Genomic DNA, 23823 nt, shown 5'->3' with positions numbered 1-23823 from the left:
TGACAATGATAAATTTAGATGATAAATTAGTAGAATAAAAATTATCAAGATGGAAAACTTAATGGAAAGAATAACAGTAAATAATGAAATTGTACACGGTAAACCAAGTATAAGAAATACGCGTTATACAGTAGAGCTAATATTAGACTTATTATCATCAGGAATGAGTTTTGATGAGATTATTGATGATTATCCTGCATTAGATATTGATGATATTAAGGCATGCTTGATTTTTGCATCTAACTTAACAAGAATTAAATCTATACATAAAGTAGTAGCGTAATAATGAAACTGTTGTTGGATGCACATCTGCCATATAAACTAATTAATATTTTAAAAACATATAATATAGATGCAATACATACTGATGATTTGCCAAATAAAGAAAGAACTACAGATACTTTCATTAGACAAATTGCAGATACAGAAGATAGAATAGTAGTTACCAAGGATAGTGATTTTCTGGATTCATATTATATAAAAAAAAGTCCCAAGAAATTATTATTAGTAACAACAGGAAATATAAGCAATAAAGTATTGTTTGATATTTTCGAGAAAAATATAAGTAAGATATTAGAAGAATTTAAACACGCTAATTTTATTGAACTTAATAATATAGATATTATAGTTCATAATTAATAAAAATAAAATAATAAATTATGGCAAATCATTTAAGTAATAGAGCAGTAAAAGGTTTAGTAAAAGTAGGCAATGTATTGTGTCCTGCTAATGGCGAATTTCCTAAATACGAAACTGTAGCGGCTACCAATCAGCTAGACAACTTAGTACAATATGCACCTGAAAGTGATATCAACGACTTAGGTATGGTACTAAGCATATTTTCATTGATGCCAATGTTTGTTATCAAATGGATAGTTGGTTTATGTACTAATGCCATGACCAATTCAAGTGATGGCGTAATTATGGCTACACTTCGACAATTAAATATGGGATTGCGTGGTTTAGTTTTCTCTACTTATTATTCTGAATTAGCAAAACCAACACAAGGCACAGTCAAAAATCCACTAGATGTAATTGACTTTAAATTGAATAGAGTTTTGGATTAAGCTTGCACCATCTCATAATCTGCTTTTAAAAGTAACTAAAGAAATAGAGTATGTAGTGAAAAAGATTATTAAGTAAAATAATTTTTATATTTTCATGTTTTTTATATTTGAATTATTATTATTTACAATATTAACCTATCTAGGTGTTAATTTATATATTTTAATTGAGGAAAAATTTGGAAAAGTATATTATGAATATATTTCCATAGTGTTCTTTTATCTTTTTATTTTTTGTTTAATAATGGAAAGGTAATGGGTAAATAATAATTCATATTTACTTTCAAATCATAATGTTTTGGTGCTTTGTCCCATCGTGGCATATCTTCTATTAAATCGACAACATACTTATCACATGCTTTACAAGTAGAGTATACAATTTTAGGAAATCGAGCAAATGCATCTTCTGTTACCATAAATTTCACAATGGTAAGTCCTTCGTAATTAATGCTATCAGTAGATTTTGGTTTATTATTTTCTATATATTTTATTAACGCAATATCGCCACCAGTATATTGTGGTGGATTGTCTACTTCATCCATTGTAGGAATAGTGTCCCAATCAGATGGTGTTTCATAAAACTCGCTACGCAAACTATCTATAATTCTATACCACGACATTTTGGTTGAGTCGATGATTTTTCGTTCTTCCTTTATTTTGTTTGATTTTGCAGTAGATATCTTATTTAAAACACTATTGATTTGTGCATGTGCATGATTAGCAAAAATTAAGCATAAAAAAAATAAAAACAGATAGCACAATTTTTTCATACTTAAATATATGCAATTAAGATGAGAAATTATATCACACCATTGTATTTTCTAATGAACCACTCTGCTCCTAGTAATAAAACGATTAGTACAAACAAGAATTTCCAGTCTATAAGTGGTCTGGTTTTAAAAGAATCGTATAATACTGTATGAATAGCTTTATTGTTTTCTAATGCTTTTGGAATATTTGCCAATTGATTTGGATAAAAAAACTGTCCGCCACTTTGTAGTGCTAAGCTTCTTAATAAATTATAATTGGCTTGTGTATTGATTAACTCTACAATAATTGGTTTTACTGAAAATTGTGTTGCTGCTTTGTATGATTTTCCTTTATAATCAGTTGCTGCAACAACAGTATAATCGCCAACTGGTAACACGCCAGCATTTAAAACATAACTATTGGCTGTTTTATCAAAAGAGAAATTATATGTTTTTCCTTTGGTACTTTTAATAGTTGCATTTACATCTGATTCGTTGACCAACATATAGCTTTCATTATAAAACACTGCATTTAAATCTATCGATTCATTAGAGTTATAAATATTCTTTTCTGTATGCACTATAAATCTGCGTTTATCTGATTTTACAGTTAAAAACTGAATGGTCTTATCCAATAATTCATTAGTAGCATCGTTGTTTTTGTATTGTGCAAACTCATTGATTTTCCAACGCCAAATACCTTCAGCACAAATAAATCCTATTTTTTTATTATTCACATCGAAAGAACACCACAATGGATTATTAGTCGCTACTTTTCCTATTTGTTGATTGAATAAAACGGCTACATTATTGCTTGTAGTATATTTTCCGAATGGAGCTAATAATGGTGGTAAGTTTTTTATTCTTTTTAAGGTTTCATCGGTCAATATAAACTTAGAAAAACTGCTCTGATAAATTGGATAGACATCATTTCCATTTAGTGATGAACCATTTATTTTTAGATTATCTTGAATAGTATTTAATAGAGACAAATTTGTATTAGCAGAAACTATTATCAATACAGATTTATTATTATTGAGCCAATTTTTAATTTGATTATTTTTATTACTAGTGTTTGAAGATGGAATACCGTGTAGAATTAATAAATCGTAAGGTGTAATATTATCATTAAACTCATTAATATTAAATACATCAACATCATAATTTTTATTATTTTTTATTGTTGATTTTATTGCACTTATATCTGGATGTGGTGCATCGTAAATTAAAGCAATTTTTTGTCTACCATCAATTACTTCTACATATGCTTTATCTTGATTATTAGCTTTAGAAACTTCGCCAGCAACAGGTTTTAATACAACAGTATATGCTACTACACCAACTTTATTGGCATCGTCTACTACATTAGCAGCAAACTGAAAATAATCTGAATTTATATTTATAGTTTGATTATAAATCACTTTTCCACTTGGATTAATCACTTGCAATACTGTAGTTTTTCCATTTAATTTATTGGCTTCAATTTCTATTTGTAGATTTAATTTATCGCCTAAATAGACTACTTCTGGACATTGCAATAAACTGATATAGGCATCTTTTTGTATAGTTGTGTCACCCAATCCAATAGTATAAAAAGGAATTTTCTTTGCATTTTTATTATATAGTGGATTGCTGCCTTTATTAAAAATTCCATCGCTAGCAATAATTACTGCACCTAAATTTTTATTATCGTAGCTCGTAAACACATTATCTATTACAGCATTAATATCGGTTTGCTGTTCATTAAAGTTCAAAGCAGCATCTGATTGCAATACATCACCAAAATTGAAACTCAATAAATCGTAATCTTTTTGAATTGCTTTTTTTAGTTGTTCTACATCATCAAAATATTGGTCTTTGTTTTTTATATTGTTTTTTAATGATAATGTATTGTCTTGCAATAGAATGATAGTCGGTTTTTCTTTTTTGGTTTGCTTAGATTTTAATAATGGTGTTAGCAATAAGAATGCAATAAGAAAAAGTGCTAAACTTCGTAGTGCAAATAAAATATACTTCAGCCATTTACTTTCTCCATCGTAAACAATATATTTTTTCTTGCCATAAATTATATACGCACCAATAATTGCAAAGCATATACAAAAAAGTATAAACCACCAAGGATAAGATAGTATAAAACTTGCTTTCAAGTAAAATCTATTGTTTAGCTAAAGATATCTTTATCACTACAATTTATAAAATAAAATGTGTTGTATTTAGTTAAAGCTTACTTTTTCATGACTTCTGCCATTGTTTTGCCTATAAAAGCTGGAGAATCTACTACATGAATGCCACATGCTTTCATAATTGCTTTTTTAGCATCAGCAGTATCATTTTTTCCACCAATAATAGCACCAGCATGTCCCATTCTTCTACCTTTAGGTGCAGTTTGTCCAGCAATAAAACCAACTACTGGTTTAGTACCATTGGCTTTAATCCATTCAGCAGCTTCAATTTCCATTTGTCCACCAATTTCGCCAATCATAATAATGCCTTCGGTTTTATCATCTGCCATAAATAGTTTAATGATGTCTAACATTGTAGAACCAATAATAGGATCACCACCAATACCAACGCAAGTAGATTGTCCCATTCCTGCTTTAGTAACTTGATCTACTGCTTCGTAAGTAAGTGTTCCAGACTTCGATACAATACCAATAGCTCCTGGATTGTGAATAAAACCTGGCATGATACCTAATTTACATTCGCCTGGCGTAATAATTCCTGGACAATTTGGTCCTATCATTCTAACTCCACGAGCAGTAATATACTTTTTAGCACTAATCATGTCTTGTGTAGGAATACCTTCTGTAATCGCTACAATTAATTCAATACCAGCATCAGCTGCTTCCATAATAGCATCGGCAGCAAAAGCTGGTGGTACAAAAATAATGGTAACATTAGCATTGGTTGCTTTAACTGCATTTTCTACCGTATTAAAAACAGGACGGTCTAAATGCGTAGTGCCTTCTTTTCCTGGCGTAACACCACCTACTACATTGGTTCCATATTCAATCATTTGTGATGCATGAAATGTACCTTCTTTTCCAGTAAATCCTTGTACTATTACTCTTGAGTTTTTATCTACTAGTATGCTCATATAATATTTTGTTTTTTCATTTTATCTAATCGTACTTGTCTTGCTTCTTTTAAGAAGTCAGAAGCAAATATAAAATCAATTAATTCTTTATTGTCAGATTCGAACAAAGTATCTTTATTGCCTTCCCAATGTAAGCTACCTTTATATAAGAAGATAATTTTTTGTCCGTGTGTAACCACCGAGTTCATATCGTGTGTATTAATGACTGTAGTGATATTGTATTCTTCTGTAATTTCTTTAATCAATTCATCTACTACAATTGCAGTTTGTGGATCTAAGCCAGAGTTTGGTTCATCGCAAAATAAATATTTTGGATTCATAACAATAGCTCTTGCAATACCTGTTCTTTTTTGCATACCACCAGATGTTTGTGATGGAAATTTGGATTTAGCATGTTCCATATTTACACGCTTTAGGACTTCGTGTACTCTATCTTCTTTTTCTGATTTAGACATTTTGGTAAACATATCTAAAGGAAAACGAACATTTTCTGCTACGGTCAATGAATCGAACAAAGCACCACCTTGAAACAGCATACCTAATTTTTTTCTGATTTCATTTTTCTCATAGATATCCATGGCTACATAATCTTCGCCATCGTAATATACATTACCTGATGTTGGCGTTAATAAACCAATAATACATTTTAAGAAAACCGTTTTACCAGAACCTGATTGACCAATAATTAGATTGGTTTGACCTGGCAAAAAAGTAGTAGATATACCTTTTAGTACTTCCTGATCTCCAAATGATTTCTTAATATTTTTAACTTCAATCATAAAATTAACCAAGCTAAAATTAAATCTGCAAAAAGTACTAATACACAACTTAATACTACTGCTCTTGTACTTGCTTTACCAATTTCTAAAGCACTACCATAAGCATAATATCCTTGATAACAAGCTATTGATGTTAATAAAAAGCCAAAAACAGTAGCTTTTACTAGCATTACCATAATATTCTTGCCTTCAAAATCCATTAAAACACCTTGCATATAATCTGTACTAGAAACATATCCAGATAAAGAACCAGATAACATTCCGCCCCAAATTCCTGTGCAAGCAGCAACTATTACTAATAATGGTACCATAGTAACAGCAGCAGCTAATTTTGGTCCTATTAAATAAGAAACTGTATTAACACCCATAATTTCTAAGGCATCTATTTGCTCTGTTAAACGCATAGTACCTAACTCTGATGCTAAGTTAGAACCTACTTTTCCTGCTAAGATTAAACATGATACAGTTGGTGCTAATTCTAAAATCATAGATTCTTTAACAACATATCCTACATAATACATTGGCACCATAGATTGTGATAAATTATAAGCAAACTGAAAAGAAGAAACTGCTCCTATAAAAAATGATATTAAAAATATAATTGCTAGTGAGCCAACACCAATGTTATACATTTGTCGTAGTGTTTCTTTCCAGTACATACTGGCTCTTTCAGGTTTAGCAAAACAGTCTTTCACCATGAGTACATATCGTCCTATATGATAAAGTGGTCCGCCATTTTGATTTAGGTATTCAGCCATTCTTGTACTTGCTTATAAAATTTTGGCTAAAATAATTTATTTTTAGGACAAAAAAAACTTTATATGAATGTTGTTGTAACTGGAGGAAGTAAAGGAATAGGGAAATCTATAGCAAAACAGTTCTTTGATGCTGGACATAGCGTAATAATATGTGCTAGAAATGAGAAAACGCTAATTGAAACTCAAGAAGTTATTGATACGAAACAAAGTGGTCGGTTAAATGTTTTTACTTGCGACTTATCTAAAGAAGAAGACATTAATGCTTTTAGTAAATATATTCATCAACACTTTGAAACAGTAGATATTTTAGTGAATAATACTGGCGTTTTTTTACCTGGAAGTATTTTAGAGGAAGCTGATAGTAACTATATTCAACAAATGAATACCAATGTTTTTTCTGCTTATTTATTGAGTAAATTATTATTACCTCTTTTACTAAAAAGTAATAATGGACAGATTTTTAATATCTGTTCTGTGGCAAGTATTAAAGCATATCCGAATGGTGGCAGTTATGGTATTTCTAAATTTGCCTTATTGGGTTTTACCAAAACACTGCGAGAAGAATTAAAAACCAAAGGCATTAAAGTTACAGCCGTTATGCCTGGAGCAACTTTTACTAGTTCGTGGGAAGGCGTAGATTTGCCAGAAGATAGATTTATGCCAGCAGATGATGTAGCACAAATGGTATATGCAATTAGTCAGTTGAGCAAACAAAGTGTAGTAGAAGAAATTATAATGCGACCACAATTGGGAGATATTTGAGTAGTATTGAGTATTGAGTAGTAAGTTCTTATTAAAAAAATAAAAAATACTTTTAAATTTTAATAGATTATTTTAATTATTAATCTCTTTATCAACATACATAGTTTAATATCAACAGTAGGCAACAATACATAATTTTGTTTATTTATATTTGTGCTAGAATAAATTTTAAATAATATTAAACCAAATTTATGGAACAACAAAAGGCAGACATGTTTTTAATGATGAACTCTAAGTATTTTGATAGTAATCATTTATATGCAGTAAAAGAACAACTACTAGAATTAGACGACTCTAAGGCAAGTTTACTATCTACAATTCAATTTAAAGACCCAACAGTCGTTTTGATTGTTTCTTTATTAGCTGGCACACTTGGTATTGATAGATTTATGATTGGTGATACAGGTATAGGAATTGCTAAATTATTAACCTGTGGTGGTTTAGGTATTTGGGCAATTATTGATTTATTTATGATAATGGGTGCAACTAGAGATAAAAATATGCAAACATTACAAAACTTTATCAATAGCTAATGTTATCTACTAAAAAAAGATTATATATTGTAATGTCATCTTTATGTGTCTTAGGATATATTTGGATGACATTAAATCTATTTTTTAGTGATAGTTATCAAACTTCAGTTTGTTTGTTTCATCGTATAAGTGGATTACCATGTCCATCTTGTGGAACAACACGAGCAATCAATGCTATATTTAATGGACAATTTATAAATGCTTTTCTAATTAATCCATTAGGTTATTTTGCTCTTTTAATATTACTGATTGTGCCATTTTGGTTAATCTATGATATTTTTAGAAAGCAAGATTCGTTTTATCAAACTTTTATTAAAGTTGAAAACAAAATCAAACAAACAAAACCTTTAGCATTGGTATTAATCTCATTAGCAATTATCAATTGGATTTGGAATATATACAAAGAACTATGATTCATATAAAATCATTCGACTATAAACCTACAGAAAGCGAAGATGAAAAAGCATCTAATAGCTATTTAATGTCATTAATTGCTCTTATAGCTGGTCTTCCATTACCTATCATTAACTTAATTGCCACACTAATATTCTATCTTGGAAATAAAAAAGGCACTTATTTTGTAAGATGGCATTGTACACAAGCATTACTTTCTCAATTTTCATTATTAATAATAAATAGTGTTGCTTTTTGGTGGACTGTTCATATAATATTACAAGATACAAATGTAAGCAATGCTTATATTGCCTATTTATTCACTGCTTTTTTATATAATATAACCGAATTCATTGCTACAATTTATACAGCTATTCAAACAAGAAAAGGCATTCATGTAGAATGGTGGTTTTATGGTGGCTTAACTAATTTGATTTGTAAACCTTAATTATGAAAAAAGTAATTATACAAGGACTTATAACCGTAGCATTATTCTTGGCTATTTGGGTAACATTTCAACAAGTTAATTGGATGAAAATTTTTAAAGTAAACGATGCGAAAGAAAATATAGAAAGTCAATTAGGCAATTTCTTTTGGAAGTACTTTAAAGAAAACAATGAAGACAACAATGATACATTTGCTACAAAAACATTAGACTCATTAGTTAATATCATCTGTCAATCAAACGATATAGATACTAGTAATATAAAATTGCACTTACTCAATAGTAATGAGGTTAATGCATTTGCTTTACCAGATGGACACCTTGTTATTTATACTGGTTTAATTGAAAAATGTGATAAACCAGAAGAGTTATGTGGTGTTCTAGCACATGAGTTGGCTCATATACAGTTAAATCATATCATGAAAAAATTGCTTAAAGAAATGGGATTAACTGTTTTAACTTCTGTTACTACTGGAAATGCAGGCAATCAAACCGTAAAAGAAGTAGCTAAGTTAATTAGCTCTACTGCTTTTGATAGAAATTTAGAAAAAGAAGCAGATATAAATAGTGTAAATTATCTTATAAATGCAAAAATAAATCCAGCACCATTTGCCGATTTAATGTATAAACTTTCAATAGAAACTGACGGAAATTTAAAATATCTTACTTGGTTAAGTACACATCCTGCTTCTGAAGAAAGAGCCAATTATATTATTGATTTAATTAAAGAAAAAGGCACTCAAGATTATGAAACAGTCATCTCAAACAAAGATTGGAATACTTTAAAAGCAAACCTTTCGTCTTCAGTAATTACTATAGAAGATTAATTTTCATCAAAAATACCATATACCCAAAAATAAGTATACACTATATGTAAATTTTGTTTTAAATTTGCTATTACTCTACTAAACCCATAGAGTATATAAACTAAGCATATGAAACATTGGAAAAGCTTATTAAAAGGTGCTACTTGGCGAATAGTTGCTACTGGCGATACCATTCTACTCTCCTACATTTATACCAAAAGTATAGGCAACGCACTAAAAATAGGATTTATAGAAGTCTTTACTAAGATTTTTTTATTTTATGTACACGAAAGAATTTGGTTGAGATTTATAAAATGGGGACAATTACCTTCTGATGATGGAAATTTAAAAGAAACACATCAAAGAAGTATAATAAAAGGTTTTTCTTGGCGATTTTTCGGCACTTTAGATACAATTATTATCTCTTATTTTGTAACAGGACATGTAACTGTAGCATTTAAAATTGGTTTTACAGAACTTATTACTAAGGTCATTTTATATTATTTCCACGAACGAATTTGGCTAAAATATTCTAATTAAGTAATACAATTTATTGCTTTAGATTTGAAATTTGTACTAGATTTTATTCTCAAAAGTCTAGTAAACAATAAAAATTTTCTAAAATAAATTCAGAGAAAACGCAAATTTTAAAGCCAATTTGTTAAATTTTATAATTTTACTATTATTGATTATCAATAAATTATAAATTATTTTGTTAATTTTTAGTACTTTGTATTGCATATTACATTGTTTTATCTATATATTTGCATTGTAAAGTTCATTGTTTAACTCAATAAAAAATAAAGTCATGAAAAAAATTGCAATCTCATTAATCTTAGTTGGTAGCTTAACCGTAGGAATTTTAAGTGCCAAAAATTTAGTAAAATCAAAAACTAGTAATGTAACTGATGTAACATTTGTAATAGACCAGAATGGTTTTCCACAAGTAACTTACATCTACGACAACGGTAACATCAACCAAATGGAAAAAATTGTTAACCAAATTGAAAGCATTCAGTACAGTAATGAATTCAGTAACAAAGTTTTTAATGTAAAATATATAAATAATTAATTATGACAAAAAGTAATACTAACTTTAGTATAGAAAATACCAAAGTGCAAATGAGAAAAGGTATACTAGAATACTGTATTCTCAACATCATAGCACAAGGTGAAGTCTATGCTTCTGATATTTTAGATGCTTTAAAAGAAGCCAATCTAATTGTGGTAGAAGGCACTATATATCCTTTGTTAACACGATTGAAAAACGCAGGTTTACTCAATTATGTATGGAAAGAAAGTTCTTCTGGTCCGCCAAGAAAATACTTTGTAATTACAGATGATGGCAACGAAGCCATTGCCGATTTAGAAGGCACTTGGCACGAACTCGCTTTTGCTGTAGAAAAAACAAAAACATTTAACAATAATACAAATAATTAAAAATATTAAACCATGATAAAGACTTATAATATTAATTTAGCAGGACAAATTTTCAACATCAACGAAGATGCTTATGAAATGATGTCTAACTACTTTCAAAAAATTAAACAATACTACGCCAATGACGAAAACAAAGATGAGATTGTTAAAGATATTGAAAGCAGATTTGCAGAAATTTTTTACAGCAAAGGAAAAAATCACATCATTACCATAGAAGATGCTCAAAGTGTAATTCAGCAAATGGGAAATCCTGAAGAATTTGATAGCGATGAAACAACAGACCAATCTCAAAGCTATAGCTCTTCTCAACAACAAGATGGTTTTAAAGGCATGTTCAATAAAAAACTCTATAGAGATATGGACGACCGAATTTTAGGTGGAGTTTGTTCTGGTTTAAGTCATTACTTTGGTATTCAAAATCCATTATGGATACGATTACTCTTTATCATCTCTCCTTTTATTACATTTGGAACAGCATTACTCATCTATTTTATATTATTAATTCTAATGCCAAAAGCCGAAACACCTTCGCAAAAATTAGAAATGATGGGCGAACCAATCAATCACGATGCTATAAAAAATCAAATATATAAAACAAGTAGTGATATAAAAAAAAATAGTACCATCAATGATGTAGTAGATGCAATAGGTAAAATAATTATTATATTCATAAAAGGAATAATATTATTTACATTATTAATTTTTATAATTACCTTCTTTGCTTTAGCTGTCGGAGCATTTGCATCTGTTGTTACTGGAGTTCCTCTTGCCAATGCCTATTTCTTCAATCACGGTATCTTTGGCTGGTTGCTAGGTTTAGGTTTATTATTTACATTAAGTATGCCATTAGTTTTACTTATAGTACTAACCATTCGCTTAATCTCTAGTAGAAGTTATGATAGAATGAATAAAAAATTAGTTTACTTACCTATTATCGGCTTCTTTTTACTAGGATTAATCTTAGCTGGAATCGGTACCAATAATGCAAAAAAACTATTAGCAGAAAACCACGAAATCTACCAATCTACACCAATACAACAAGCAGCAATTGGAGATTCTATTAATTTAAGAATTAATGAAAGTAAAATAAAAAATTATAATGAATTAAACTTTAATAGCTTTAGTTCATTTTTAAAATACTTAAGAAAAAATAAAGAAATTCATATTCCAGTAGATATTGAAATATATGAAAGTACCGATAATGAATATCATATTACTAGAGAGTTTTCAGCTCAAGGCGAAAACGAAAAAGAAGCATTAAATAATGCCACAACCATACAACATAGCATCAACCAAAATGGAAATACCATTGTCATAGATCCAAACTTTAAGATAGATACCAAAAAACAAAAGTTTAGAAATCAAAAAGTACTTGTAAAAGTATATGTTCCTCAAGGTAAAATTATTGCTTGGAATGAGACAGTTGAAAACTATATGGATGAAGGTGATTTGCCTATCGATTGGTCGTCTATTGGAAGAAATCCTAATAAAAACATTAATATTAAAATTAATGGACAAGATACAGATAGCTTAAAAAATCTATCGATAAAAGTTGGAAAAAATGGTGTTGTAGTAAAAGCTAACGACCAAGACAATGAGGAAAAAATAGAAGACATCAATATAAAAATTAATGACGAGGACGACTACGAACATGTTGGCGAATATTATATTTTTAGAATGAATAACGGTCAACTAATGCCTTTAGAATAATTTTTTCTTTATAAATACTTTTCAGAAGCTCGCTGTAACAAGCGAGCTTTTTTATTATTGAAAATAAGACTAGAATAAAGCTTAACTTTCTACTGGTAAAAATTCACATTCCTATACTTATCTTTGCAACATGCAATTAAACTCGTATTGGCTAACATACATTATTATAGCTATCATATTAATAGACTTTATTATTGATTTAGTTTTAGATTATCTCAATACAAAAAACTGGTCGCTACCAATTCCAGAAAATCTAAAAGGAATTTATGACGACGACAAATATGCTAAAGCACAAGCGTACCATAAAGCACATGGTAAAATCAATTTAATTTCTAGTGTAATTAGCACTGCTAGTATTGTTCTATTTCTAGCATTCAACGGATTTGCTTGGTTGTATTATCAAGTAATTCAAATTACAACACAACCAATATTACAAACACTACTTTATTTCGGAATTTTAAGTGTAGCATCTACTATATTAAGTCTACCATTTAGCATTTACACTACATTTGTAATCGAAGAAAAATATGGATTCAACAAAACAACACCTAAATTATTTATTCTAGATTTTATAAAAGGATTAATACTAAGTGCTATTATTGGTGGAATTTTAATCAGTGCATTCGTTGCATTTTATTTATATGCAGGCAAATTATTTTGGGTTTATGCATGGTTACTCTTCGCTGGATTTTCTATTTTCTTTGCTATGTTTTATACTTCTATCATCGTTCCAATTTTCAACAAACTCAATCCATTAAACGATGGCGATTTGCGAACTAAAATAGAGCAATTTGCACAACGCGTACAGTTTCCTTTAACCAACATTTTTGTAATTGATGGTTCTAAAAGAAGTACCAAAGCCAATGCCTATTTTTCTGGTTTAGGCAAACAAAAAACAATTGTTTTATACGATACACTAATAGAAAAACAAACCGATGATGAATTAGTAAGTGTACTAGCACATGAAATCGGACATTACAAGAAAAAACATATTTATCAATCAATTATTATATCATTAGTAAATATGGGAATTACATTATTTCTACTCTCTTTATTTTTAAATACACCAATTGCAAATAAAGTAGTTGGAATAGACAGCACTACTAGTATTTTTTATATCGGATTAATTGTTTTTGGATTATTATACAGTCCAATTTCAACTATCACTGGCATTTTAATGAATGTATTTTCTAGAAAAAATGAATTTGAAGCAGATGCTTATGCAAAAGAAAATATTGGCACTGGCGAACATTTAATTACTGCACTAAAAAAATTATCCTCTGAAAACCTATCACACTTAAATCCACATAAATGGTTCGTTTTCTTAAACTATTCCCATCCACCATTATCACAAAGAATTGAAAAATTAAGTTGATTTAAAATGAACGATAACTCTATTAGTTTAAATAAATTTATAAGTAATACTGGAATATGTTCTAGAAGAGTTGCCGATGAATGGATTTTAGCCAATCGAGTAAAAATTAATGGAACAGTCGCTTCAAAAGGCAATCGTGTTTTTCCAAACGATATAGTTTTACTAGACAATAAACCACTCAAAAGTAATCCACTACCAATTTATATTGCATTAAACAAACCAAGAGGCATTGTTTCTACTACAGATAAAAAAGAAAAGAATAATATAATCGACTATATTAATCATAAAGAACGCTTATTTCCTATTGGCAGATTAGACAAAGCATCTCAAGGATTAATTTTACTCACTAATGATGGTGATATTGTAAATAAAGTATTGCGTTCTACCAATAATCATGAAAAAGAATATATAGTTAAAGTAAATAAAATAATTACCAATTCTTTTTTAGAAAAAATGGCTAAAGGTGTTCCTATTTTAGATACTATAACCAAACCTTGTACCATCAAGAAAATAAATGATGTTACATTCAATATTATACTTACACAAGGACTAAACCGACAAATAAGACGAATGTGTCAGCACTTTAATTATGAAGTACTACAACTTACTAGAGTAAGAATTATGCATATTTCGCTCAATAATTTAGCTTATGGAAAATGGCGATATCTTACTGCAAATGAAATTGAAACACTCAACAAATTAGTAGCACATTCTAAGAAAGCTATTTAACATTCGAATTCACTATCTCAAACCAACAAAAAATTTTATATTTATAAAAAAATCGCATTATGTTCCACTACGAAAAAAATCAAGATAATATTGTAACCATTACTATGGATATGCAAAACAGAAGTGCCAATGTCATCAACGAAGCATTTGGCAAACTGTTTACCGAATCTTTAGCTAAACTAGAACAAGATAAAGACAATATTGCTGGTGTAATTTTAACTTCTGCAAAATCTACTTTTTTTGCTGGTGCAGATATTGATAATCTCTATAAACAAACAGATGCTAAAGCTATTTTTGAAATGTGTGAAGGATTAAAAGCACAGTTCTTAAGATTAGAAACTTTTGGAAAACCTGTGGTTGCTTGTTTAAATGGTGCAGCACTTGGTGGTGGTTTAGAATTAGCTTTAGCTTGTCATTATAGAATTGCTTTAAATAATCCAAAAGCACAGTTTGGCTTACCGGAAGTTGGTTTAGGTTTATTGCCTGGTGGTGGTGGCATCATTCGTTTAACAAGAATGATTGGCTTACAAAATGCTTTACCATATTTAACTGAAGGCAAACGACTAAAAGTAAAACAAGCGCTTAGTGCTGGAATTATTAACGAAATTGCTGATACTAAAGAAGCCATGTTTGAAAAAGCAATTGCTTGGATAAAAGCCAATCCAAAAGCTATGAATCCTTGGCACGATAAAGCTTTTAAAATGCCTGGCGGAAATGCACAAACACCAAAAGTAGCTCAAATGTTACCTATTGTTCCTGCTATGACAAAAAAGAAAACCAAAGGCAATTATCCTGCGGTGGAAGCTATTATTGCAACAGCTGTAGAAGGTTCAATCGTTGATTTTGATACGGCTTGCAGAATTGAATCGAGATATTTTACGAGCTTGGCAACTGGTCAGGTGTCTAAAAATATGATTACTGCATTTTGGTACAATCTAAATGCCATTAATGCAGGCGAATCTCGTCCTAAAAACATAGAAAAATATACTACTAAAAAAGTAGGTGTGCTTGGTGCTGGAATGATGGGAAGTGGTATTGCTTATGTTTCTGCTATGGCTGGAATAGAAGTTGTTTTGAAAGATGTTTCGGTAGAAGCTGCTGAAAAAGGAAAATCGTACTCTGAAAAATTATTGAAAGGCAGAGTAAGTAAAGGTGCTATGACTAAAGAACAAGCTGATGGCGTACTTCAATTAATTAAAGCTACAGATAATGCTAATGATTTATCTGGTTGCGATTTAATTATTGAAGCTGTGTTTGAAGATAGAAATTTAAAAGCAAAAGTTACACAAGAAGCAGAAGCTATGATGGAAAGTACTGGTACATTTGCGTCTAATACTTCTACTTTACCAATTACTGGATTGGCTTTGGCTTCATCAAGACCAGAACAGTTTATTGGTTTGCACTTCTTTTCTCCTGTTGATAAAATGCCTTTGGTAGAAATTATTAAAGGCGAAAAAACCAACGAAGAAACATTGGCTAAAGGTTTTGACTATGTAAAACAAATTAAAAAAACACCTATTGTTGTAAATGACAGTAGAGGATTTTATACATCGAGAGTGTTTGCTACTTATGTATTAGAAGGTATTGCTATGTTAGGCGAAGGTCAAAATCCAAACATTATTGAACATGTTGGACAAAAGGCAGGTATGCCTGTTGGTCCTTTAGCATTGACTGATGAAGTGAGCTTGTCTTTAATGGATCATATTAGAAAACAAACCGAAGCCGATTTTAAAGCAGAAGGAAAAACGGTAGTACAACATCCTGCAAATGCAGTAAGCGATATTTTATTAGCCAACAATAGAAAAGGAAAAGCTGCTGGTGCTGGCTTTTATGAATATCCTGCAAATGGAAAAAAATATTTGTGGGAAAAACTAACCGAATTATTTCCACTTCAAAAACAAATGGATGAACAAGAAATGATAGACCGAATGTTGTTTATACAAGCCATTGAAACAGCACGATGTGTTGAAGAAGGTGTATTAACGAGCTTTGCAGATGCTAATATTGGTTCAATTTTTGGTTGGGGATTTGCACCTTTTCATGGTGGAACACTACAATTCATTAATGCTTATGGACTAGATAATTTTGCAAAAAGAGCAGATGAATTAGCTAGTAAATATGGTGAACGATTTGCTTGTCCAAATATCATTAAAGAAAAAGCAAGCAAAGCACAAGTTTTTGAGTGATTTAGTTGATTTCTTAATAAAAAAAAATGACATTAAATTTAGTCACAGGAATTTCTTTAATATCACTATTCATTTCTTTTGTTGCTTTGGTTATTTCTTATCTTAGATACAAAAGAGAACATAAATTTGAAAATGAAAACTTTATTTACGAAACTAAATATGATTGTTATAGCAAGATTTTAGAAGAAATTAGTAAATTATTAAGAAGTATTGAAGATTATCCTTTAAAATACAAACAGTATCTAAGTAAAATTAATGCTAAAAACCTTTCTGAAGAATATATTGACTTATTAGATGATGAAATAGATAATTTATCAGATAGTATAGATGAAATAATGTATGATTTTGAAGAATTATTTATTGCAAATTCTATTTTAATTCCCAAAACCATTATCGATAAACTTGAATTATTTATAGGAGATATTTATGATTGTCAACTTCCTGATAGTATAGATAAAGAAAAAGAATATAAAGAATTATTAGCTAAACTTGATATACAGTTAACTAAGCTTATTAATCAAGCAAATCAAATAGATGAAACAATTAGAGAAGATATGAATGTAGAATCTTTAAATCAATCTTTATATAAAAGGATAAGAAAGTAATTACTATGCACAAACAAAAAAATATTTTTCTTATTAGCTGTATTAATGCAGTTCTAGCATTAATCATTACTGTTCTTATTATTGTCTTTCAATTATTTGGCGAAGGCACTGGCGTTGGTAGTAATTTCTGCGAAGCTGCTAGAGAAGGTTTTATTAAACAACCTATTAATACTTACTCTAATATTGGTTTTATGCTAGCAGGATTATGGGTTGCTTATCAGTCATCTTTTAAAATAAATAACAATAAAAACAAATTCAACAATAATATATTATATCCATTATTCTTTGCTAATGTATTAATTGTGCTTGGACCATGTTCTATGCTAATGCACGCAACCGAAACTTTTTGGGGCGGTTACTGCGATATGTTGAGTATGTATTTATTAGCTTCATTTATGTTGGCTTATGGTTTTAGTCGCTATAAAAATTTAAGCAGTATTGGTTTTGTACTTACTTTTTGTTTGGCTATGATTTTTTGTAACATCATGAATTTTTATGGCAATGACATTTTTCCTATTGATTTTTTTGTAGGTAATTTAGCATTTGGTTTTATTTGTGGATTAGGTGTCATTTTTGAAGTTTTACATCACTACAAACACAAAACGAAAATAAAAATAAAATATATTTATTACTGTGTAGTAACTTTTGGTGTTGCTTTTACCATTTGGCAATTTGGCATAAACGACCATTGTTGGTGTTGGAAGTATTCTGTATTTCAATGGCATGGACTTTGGCACTTGCTCTGTGCTTTAGCTACTTATTTCTTATATCAATATTATATATCTGAAGACAGTAATAACAATAGATAAATTGCCATTTAAAAATCAAATTTGAGTTGTTCTGCTTTGAGTAATTGAAATGATTGTCGGTGATATTTTGTAGCACCATATTGTTTTATAGCTCTTCTGTGTTCTAGTGTTGGATATGCTTTGTTGTTTTGCCAATTATAATTTGGATATTCTTGATGTAGTGTTTCCATTAGCTCATCTCTATAAGTTTTGGCTAGAATAGAAGCTGCTGCTATTTCAATATAAGTAGCATCGCCTTTAATGATACAATGATGTGCTATTTTTTCATAAGGTTTAAATCGGTTGCCATCTATAAGTAAAATTTCTGGTGTTACTTTTAGTTGTGCAATGGCTCCATGCATGGCTTTATAGGTTGCTTGTAAAATATTAATTTCATCTATAATTATATTATCTATACTACAGACAGCGTAAGCAATGGCTTCTGCTTCAATAATTTTTCTTAATTGATTTCTGTTGGTTGCTTTAACTTGCTTTGAGTCGTTGAGTAATTGATGATGAAATTCTTTTGGTAGTATTACTGCTGCTGCTGTAACTGGACCAGCTAAGCAACCTCTTCCTGCTTCGTCTACGCCACATACAATTTTATTTGATTCAAATGGTTTTAGCATTTGTTTGTTTTTATCTTTTTATGTTAAGTGAAAACACTTGATATAGCAAAAAATTTTATTTCCAATATAAAAAACAATTAAATTTATCAAGGATTTTCACACATATAGATTCACTGCTATGTAAAATAAACTTTAAACTTTTGGCTATACCAAGTGAAAACTCTTGACATGGCTTTTGAATGGCAAGTTGTGATTAGTTGTTTATTGTAGTTTCTTCTTCGGTTGTTGCTTTAACTTCTTCTGTATTTGGTACTTCTTCTACTGTTGCTTCAACTGTTTTTGAAACATTAGTTTCTTCTTGGTTTACTTGCTCTTCTGTAGTCGATTGTTGTTCTGTATCTGCTTTTTTCTCTGTCTTGTTTTCTGTTACAACTTCATTTGAAACAATAGTTGTTGCTGTATTATTTTCTTCTACAGTTGGCGTTGCTTTACTAATAGCTTTTTCTGCTGTTTTATTTTCTGCTGCTTGTTTTTGTGCCTTCTGCTCTTCTTTTTCTTTGTCTATTTTGGCTTGAAGTTGTTCTATTGTTTTTTGTATGTCTTTCAGTTTTTTCTCTTTGTCTTTCACTCTATCTAACAAGTAGCTAAATCTTTTTTCAATTTCTGCTTTTGCCATATTGCCTTTAGTATAGTGTAACATTTTCTCTACTTGACTATCAAATGCTTCTTTGTCTTTTGCCATAGAATCTTTTATGCCTTTTAAAATTCTATTTAAGTCTTTTACTCTTTTCTTAGTCTTGTTGGCATATTCGGCATTTCTATATTTTTTGAGTGTATCAAACAAATTATTTAATACATCATATAATGTTTTTTTACTTTTCCATTTTATTGGAGCGTCATTAATTTCTTTTTGTACTTTTTTTAGTTCATCAAAAGATTTATTCCATTTATCTTGATAAATTAAATCTTTTTCTAGTAACTCTAATTTTGCTTCTACACTTTTAATAATGACTTTTTCTTGCTCTTCATCTTTTTCAGAGAAAAGTCGGTTCATTGCTTTTAGTGCATCAAAAATATGATTGATTTTATCTTTGAGTACAGTCGTTTGTTCCCAAGAAATCTCTCCTTTTTTCTGATAATCAGAAATTTTATTCCACTGCTCTTTAGCTTCTTCCCAAAGTTCTTTATCGTATTCATTCAATGCTTCTACTTTTTGTTGTAGTGCATCGGTTTCGTGGTGTAGCAACTGATTGATTTTAGCACTCATTAATTTTCTGCTCCATTTATTTTGAGCTTGAATTAATAAGTCTGGTCGTTCTACTTTAATATTTTCTGGTAAAATATTGTCTTCGTTGGCATCGAGTAACCAATAAAATGAAGTTTCTGGAAAAGCAATATCTCCACCGTTTTTCCAATCTACAAAGAGTTGGTCTTGTAATTCTTTTGGAGCTTCATCTTTAGGAAAGGCGTGCAAATGAATCTTAGCATTTTCCTCATCGAGTTGTATGGTAATTAATGCTGCTCTGTCTGTTCCTATTTCTCCCCAAAGCACTAATCTTTGTTGCATAGTTTGATATTTTAATAAAAAGCAGTTTGCCTAAACAAACTGCCGTAAAAATAGTGATAATTTTTGTAAAGCTTATTTTAATTGAGCTTTTTTCATTTTAATAGTATCTACAATTTGTTGTTGTAGGTTAATTTGTTGTTGTTTTGCTAGTTGGTCAGCATCATTTTGTTGAATTTCTTGCTCTCTTTGAATAATTAGAGCTTTTGCTTGTTCAATATCTTTAATGCTATTTTCTTTATCTTTTTGTAGTTTAGATAAATCGCTTTCTAGTGTTTTAAGATTTTTTTCTTCTGTTTTTAATTGATCTTCAATTAAATTAACTGCTTGTTCTTGAGCAAATTTTCTCAATTCGCCTTCCATTGCTGCATATTGTTGTGGATATGCTGCTGAAGAAATAAATGCACCACCTAAGTCTACAAATACTAATACTTTAGAGCCATTGCCATCTGGAACAACAGTAGCATACATATCTACGGTATTAGAACTTACTGTTTTAAATAAAGCGTTATCTACAAAAATTTCTGAAGATTTTTTTGAGCTGGTTACTTTAGCTTTATATCCTTTTGCCCATTTTTCAAAACCAGATTTTGCATCGTCTACACTAGTTCCTGTTAAAGGTACTTCAAATCCGTTTTGAGTGCCTTTACTCATGGTTTGTCTAATTTCGTTTACTACAAATTGCGATTGTGCATTGCTTATACTAAATGCAACGACTAAAAAAAATAATACACTAAATAGTTTAATTGATTTCATATTGTTTAATTATTTTAAAATTCCTATAACATTACCATTGATGTACTGCAAAATAAATGCCAAATAATAATTATTGTCTCTAAGTTGACTTAAAACACCTAATGCTTCGTCTTTAGAATAGTAAGTTCCAAGACGATAAATATAACCTCCAGTTGTTTCGTATATCTCTATAGCACCTAAGTCTTTTAGATTTTGAACATCTAAAAATTGAGTTTTATAAGTACCAATATTAATTTTATAATAAATGGTATTTACATTTTTTTCTTCTGATGGAATATCTGAACCAATATCGAAAGGAAGCATTAATTCGGTAAATGTATTATTGGATATTTGTTGCTGTACTGGTTGTTTTATTTCTTCTTTTGCTGTAGTAGTATATTTTGGTGTAGTAACTTTTTCGATGTTATTCTCTTCTACTTTATTTTCTACTATTGTTTCTTTTTCTTTAATTATTGCTTCTTGCTTATTTTCTATCGTATTATTTACTGTATTATTTGTGGTAGTAATTGGTTTTGTATTTTCTACTTTGTTTTCAACTACTTCTACTTTGTTCTCTATATTATTATTAGTAGTAGTAATAGTTGTTGGTTTTGTATTTTCTACTATTGGTTCTACTTTTTCTACTTTATTATTGATAGCTGTTTTGGTTTCGGTAATAGTATTTTTAGTCGTTTCTGCTTTTTTATTATCTAAGTTAATTGTTTCTATAGCTTGATTATCGACTACTGTTTTTTGAGTTGGTTGAGAATAATTAAAATTGGTAGATGGTTTTTCTACTACTGGATTTAATTTTTGTGCTACAATAGCATCTATTTTCTTTTCTTTATCTTCTTCAAAATAGTGTTTAAATTTATCTGGAATTATTTTAGGTGTATACACTCTATTTTCTTCTGATTTAAATTTAACACCTGTAATTAAATAGTCTTTTACTTTTACACTTCCGTGTTCTAAACCGTAAGTAGTAATTTCATCTGTAATTTTCTTTCCATTATAATTAAATATAATTTTATAATTATTATTGGTTAACAGTTTTACTTCAAATGTACCAGAATCGTTTATCTCTATAGTTTTTAATTTATTAGAGTTTAGATTTATCATTCGCATATCTGGTTGAATGGTTTTTCCTGTAGACTGGTCGGTAATTGTTCCTGTAAAAACAATAAAATTTTGTAGCGACACATTAATTACAGAATTTTCTATACTAAAATCTTCATCTTGCTTTAGTTTTAAACTATAATAAACAGAATCTCCACTATGCATATTTTTGGTAGAAAATCGAACATTAATTGGTCGATAATCTTCTTTGGTAATAATTAGATTATAATCTTTATTGATACTTACTGGTAAAACAGCATGACCACTTTTAGTAATGGTTTCGTTTACTTTGTTGTTTTTTTGTAGTAAGTTGATATAGGCATAATCTAGTTTTTCGTTTGTAGCAGAATCAACAACATCTACTACTAGATTTACATTTTGTGGACGAATTCTATAAATATCTGAATTGCCATCTCTGTTAGATGCTACATAAGCTGTATTGGCTAACGGAAAAAATACAAAAGAAGTTTCATCATATGCAGAGTTGATTGGTGCATCTAAAAGCTCTACGCCTTGCCACTCTCCGTTTTCGTAAACAACTTTATAAATATCGTAACCACCAAAGCCATCTGGTCTATCTGAAGAAAAATAAAGCGTTGGTTTACCTTCTACAGTTGCGTAAAATGGATGTGATTCGTTGTACTTAGAGTTGGCTAACTTGCCTAAATTTTGTGGTGTTGTCCATTTTCCGTTTTCTAAATTAGAAGTCCAAATATCGTAGTTGCCACTTCCACCAAATCTATCAGAAACAAAAAATAGTTGTGTACCATCATCATTAAAGCAAGGTTCGGTAAGTGTATAATTTGGTGAATTAAATGGAAAAGGAATTGGTTTAATGATTTCACCACCTAAAAATTCTGCGAAGTAAATTTCTTCTAATGGTTTTTTATTTGATATATATTTAGATTTAGGATTTATGACTTCTCTATACTCTTTAGAGTAAACAATATTATTTCCGTTTTGAGTAAAGCTTATATTTTTTATATCTCTGGTAAGGTCGTTTTCATTTAAAATAACTACTGGTTTTTCCCAATTGGCATAATTTCTTACTGCTTGGTAAAATGTATTTTGATAAGTGGCTGCTTTTTTATCTGCTGGAAGCGACTGTACATACAACATGTTTCCTCTTAAGCTAGATAAATTAAATTCTTCTTCTTTAGTATTATACGCATATTTTTCTATCAAATAATTATCTATATAAGCTGTTGAACGAATTAGTTTTTCGCACAATAAAGCATCATCATAAACTTTATTTACATTTCCAGTTTCTGCGGCATACATTAAGTAGTTGTCTAAAGCTCTTTGATAATCGCCAGTCAATTTATAAGTATCTGCTAGTTTCAATAAATTGGCATTAGAAGATTTTAGCAAATTAATTTCTTTTTCGTACCACTCTAAAGCCGAATTGTAGTCTTTTTTTCTAACATATAATTCAGCAATTTTAAAAGCCATTTCTGCATTTGTAGAACTGCTATAATAATCTTCCTTGTAGTGATTAATTACTTTATCGTATTCTTTGTTAGCTATTAATTTATTGATGTATAGATAGTCCCATTTTTTTGCAAATGAAAGCAAGGACAATATCATCAAAAATAGCGTAATAGCATTCTTCATATACTT

26 protein-coding genes are annotated in these 23823 nt (G+C 29.5%); 17 read left to right on the top strand and 9 right to left on the bottom strand.

Annotated elements, in window-relative coordinates; translation table 11 throughout:
- Window positions 1-49 precede the first annotated feature (49 nt).
- Genes H6553_07185 through H6553_07175 form a run of 3 tightly spaced genes read left to right on the top strand, consistent with a single transcriptional unit; the run spans window position 50 to window position 1067 of the window.
- The gene (locus H6553_07185) at window positions 50-283 is read left to right on the top strand and encodes a DUF433 domain-containing protein (protein ID MCB9033603.1); all 234 of its coding nucleotides are present in this window, start codon (window positions 50-52) and stop codon (window positions 281-283) included.
- A gap of 2 nt (window positions 284-285) precedes the next feature.
- Window positions 286-639, top strand: coding sequence for a DUF5615 family PIN-like protein (locus H6553_07180; protein MCB9033602.1), 354 nt, complete (start codon window positions 286-288; stop codon window positions 637-639).
- 20 nt (window positions 640-659) lie between these two features.
- Window positions 660-1067: a hypothetical protein gene (locus H6553_07175; GenBank protein MCB9033601.1), complete on the top strand. Its 408-nt coding sequence runs from the start codon at window positions 660-662 to the stop codon at window positions 1065-1067.
- A gap of 224 nt (window positions 1068-1291) precedes the next feature.
- On the opposite strand, the gene H6553_07170 is transcribed toward H6553_07175, so the two are convergent.
- The 5 genes from H6553_07170 to H6553_07150 form a co-directional block, all read right to left on the bottom strand.
- Window positions 1292-1834 (bottom strand): hypothetical protein, encoded by a 543-nt coding sequence (locus H6553_07170; protein ID MCB9033600.1) that lies wholly within the window; start codon window positions 1832-1834, stop codon window positions 1292-1294.
- Window positions 1835-1863: 29 nt separating this feature from the next.
- The gene (locus H6553_07165; protein MCB9033599.1) at window positions 1864-3960 is read right to left on the bottom strand and encodes a hypothetical protein; all 2097 of its coding nucleotides are present in this window, start codon (window positions 3958-3960) and stop codon (window positions 1864-1866) included.
- 77 nt (window positions 3961-4037) lie between these two features.
- Window positions 4038-4910 carry a succinate--CoA ligase subunit alpha gene (gene sucD, locus H6553_07160; GenBank protein ID MCB9033598.1) on the bottom strand — a complete coding sequence of 291 codons (873 nt, stop codon included), beginning with the start codon at window positions 4908-4910 and terminating at the stop codon, window positions 4038-4040.
- On the bottom strand, window positions 4907-5689 hold the full coding sequence (locus H6553_07155) for an ATP-binding cassette domain-containing protein (protein MCB9033597.1): 783 nt from the start codon (window positions 5687-5689) through the stop codon (window positions 4907-4909). Before H6553_07155 ends, sucD begins: the two co-directional genes overlap by 4 nt.
- Window positions 5686-6447, bottom strand: a complete 762-nt coding sequence (locus H6553_07150) for an ABC transporter permease (GenBank protein ID MCB9033596.1) — start codon at window positions 6445-6447, stop codon at window positions 5686-5688. Before H6553_07150 ends, H6553_07155 begins: the two co-directional genes overlap by 4 nt.
- 63 nt (window positions 6448-6510) lie before the next feature.
- Between H6553_07150 and H6553_07145 the strand changes: the two genes are divergently transcribed.
- The 14 genes from H6553_07145 to H6553_07080 all read left to right on the top strand — a co-directional run bounded on the left by H6553_07145 (window position 6511) and on the right by H6553_07080 (window position 18240).
- Entirely contained in the window at window positions 6511-7209 is a 699-nt protein-coding gene (locus tag H6553_07145) for an SDR family oxidoreductase (GenBank protein ID MCB9033595.1), read from the top strand.
- 191 nt (window positions 7210-7400) lie between these two features.
- Window positions 7401-7742 (top strand): TM2 domain-containing protein, encoded by a 342-nt coding sequence (locus H6553_07140; GenBank protein MCB9033594.1) that lies wholly within the window; start codon window positions 7401-7403, stop codon window positions 7740-7742.
- Window positions 7743-7774: 32 nt separating this feature from the next.
- A complete protein-coding gene (locus H6553_07135; protein MCB9033593.1) occupies window positions 7775-8155 on the top strand; it encodes a DUF2752 domain-containing protein in 381 nt (126 codons plus the stop codon).
- The gene (locus H6553_07130; protein MCB9033592.1) at window positions 8152-8583 is read left to right on the top strand and encodes a DUF4870 domain-containing protein; all 432 of its coding nucleotides are present in this window, start codon (window positions 8152-8154) and stop codon (window positions 8581-8583) included. The genes H6553_07135 and H6553_07130 overlap by 4 nt, the downstream gene beginning before the upstream one ends.
- Before the next feature lie 2 nt (window positions 8584-8585).
- The gene (locus H6553_07125) at window positions 8586-9407 is read left to right on the top strand and encodes a M48 family metallopeptidase (GenBank protein ID MCB9033591.1); all 822 of its coding nucleotides are present in this window, start codon (window positions 8586-8588) and stop codon (window positions 9405-9407) included.
- Window positions 9408-9515: 108 nt separating this feature from the next.
- Window positions 9516-9926, top strand: a complete 411-nt coding sequence (locus H6553_07120) for a DUF2061 domain-containing protein (GenBank protein MCB9033590.1) — start codon at window positions 9516-9518, stop codon at window positions 9924-9926.
- 268 nt (window positions 9927-10194) lie between these two features.
- Window positions 10195-10458 (top strand): hypothetical protein, encoded by a 264-nt coding sequence (locus tag H6553_07115; protein ID MCB9033589.1) that lies wholly within the window; start codon window positions 10195-10197, stop codon window positions 10456-10458.
- 2 nt (window positions 10459-10460) lie between these two features.
- Window positions 10461-10826, top strand: a complete 366-nt coding sequence (locus H6553_07110; protein MCB9033588.1) for a PadR family transcriptional regulator — start codon at window positions 10461-10463, stop codon at window positions 10824-10826.
- Between the two features lie 12 nt (window positions 10827-10838).
- Window positions 10839-12536, top strand: a complete 1698-nt coding sequence (locus H6553_07105; protein MCB9033587.1) for a PspC domain-containing protein — start codon at window positions 10839-10841, stop codon at window positions 12534-12536.
- A gap of 130 nt (window positions 12537-12666) precedes the next feature.
- A complete protein-coding gene (locus H6553_07100) occupies window positions 12667-13911 on the top strand; it encodes a M48 family metallopeptidase (GenBank protein ID MCB9033586.1) in 1245 nt (414 codons plus the stop codon).
- A 6-nt stretch (window positions 13912-13917) separates the two neighbouring features.
- Window positions 13918-14640, top strand: coding sequence for a pseudouridine synthase (locus H6553_07095; GenBank protein MCB9033585.1), 723 nt, complete (start codon window positions 13918-13920; stop codon window positions 14638-14640).
- A 59-nt stretch (window positions 14641-14699) separates the two neighbouring features.
- Complete coding sequence (locus tag H6553_07090; GenBank protein MCB9033584.1) at window positions 14700-16826, top strand: enoyl-CoA hydratase/isomerase family protein; 2127 nt, start codon at window positions 14700-14702, stop codon at window positions 16824-16826.
- 26 nt (window positions 16827-16852) lie between these two features.
- Window positions 16853-17431, top strand: coding sequence for a hypothetical protein (locus tag H6553_07085; protein MCB9033583.1), 579 nt, complete (start codon window positions 16853-16855; stop codon window positions 17429-17431).
- A 5-nt stretch (window positions 17432-17436) separates the two neighbouring features.
- Window positions 17437-18240 carry a ceramidase domain-containing protein gene (locus H6553_07080; protein ID MCB9033582.1) on the top strand — a complete coding sequence of 268 codons (804 nt, stop codon included), beginning with the start codon at window positions 17437-17439 and terminating at the stop codon, window positions 18238-18240.
- Between the two features lie 8 nt (window positions 18241-18248).
- Here H6553_07080 and H6553_07075 read toward each other — a convergent pair whose 3' ends face one another.
- The 4 genes from H6553_07075 to H6553_07060 all read right to left on the bottom strand — a co-directional run bounded on the left by H6553_07075 (window position 18249) and on the right by H6553_07060 (window position 23817).
- Window positions 18249-18848 carry a ribonuclease HII gene (locus tag H6553_07075; GenBank protein ID MCB9033581.1) on the bottom strand — a complete coding sequence of 200 codons (600 nt, stop codon included), beginning with the start codon at window positions 18846-18848 and terminating at the stop codon, window positions 18249-18251.
- 193 nt (window positions 18849-19041) lie between these two features.
- Window positions 19042-20355 (bottom strand): hypothetical protein, encoded by a 1314-nt coding sequence (locus H6553_07070; protein MCB9033580.1) that lies wholly within the window; start codon window positions 20353-20355, stop codon window positions 19042-19044.
- Window positions 20356-20427: 72 nt separating this feature from the next.
- Entirely contained in the window at window positions 20428-21108 is a 681-nt protein-coding gene (locus tag H6553_07065) for a hypothetical protein (GenBank protein MCB9033579.1), read from the bottom strand.
- A gap of 9 nt (window positions 21109-21117) precedes the next feature.
- Window positions 21118-23817 (bottom strand): PD40 domain-containing protein, encoded by a 2700-nt coding sequence (locus H6553_07060; GenBank protein ID MCB9033578.1) that lies wholly within the window; start codon window positions 23815-23817, stop codon window positions 21118-21120.
- Window positions 23818-23823: the final 6 nt, after the last annotated feature.

The organism is Chitinophagales bacterium, from assembly GCA_020636535.1.
Classification (GTDB): domain Bacteria; phylum Bacteroidota; class Bacteroidia; order Chitinophagales; family JADIYW01; genus JADJSS01.
This window is presented reverse-complemented; position numbering and strand designations above follow the sequence as displayed.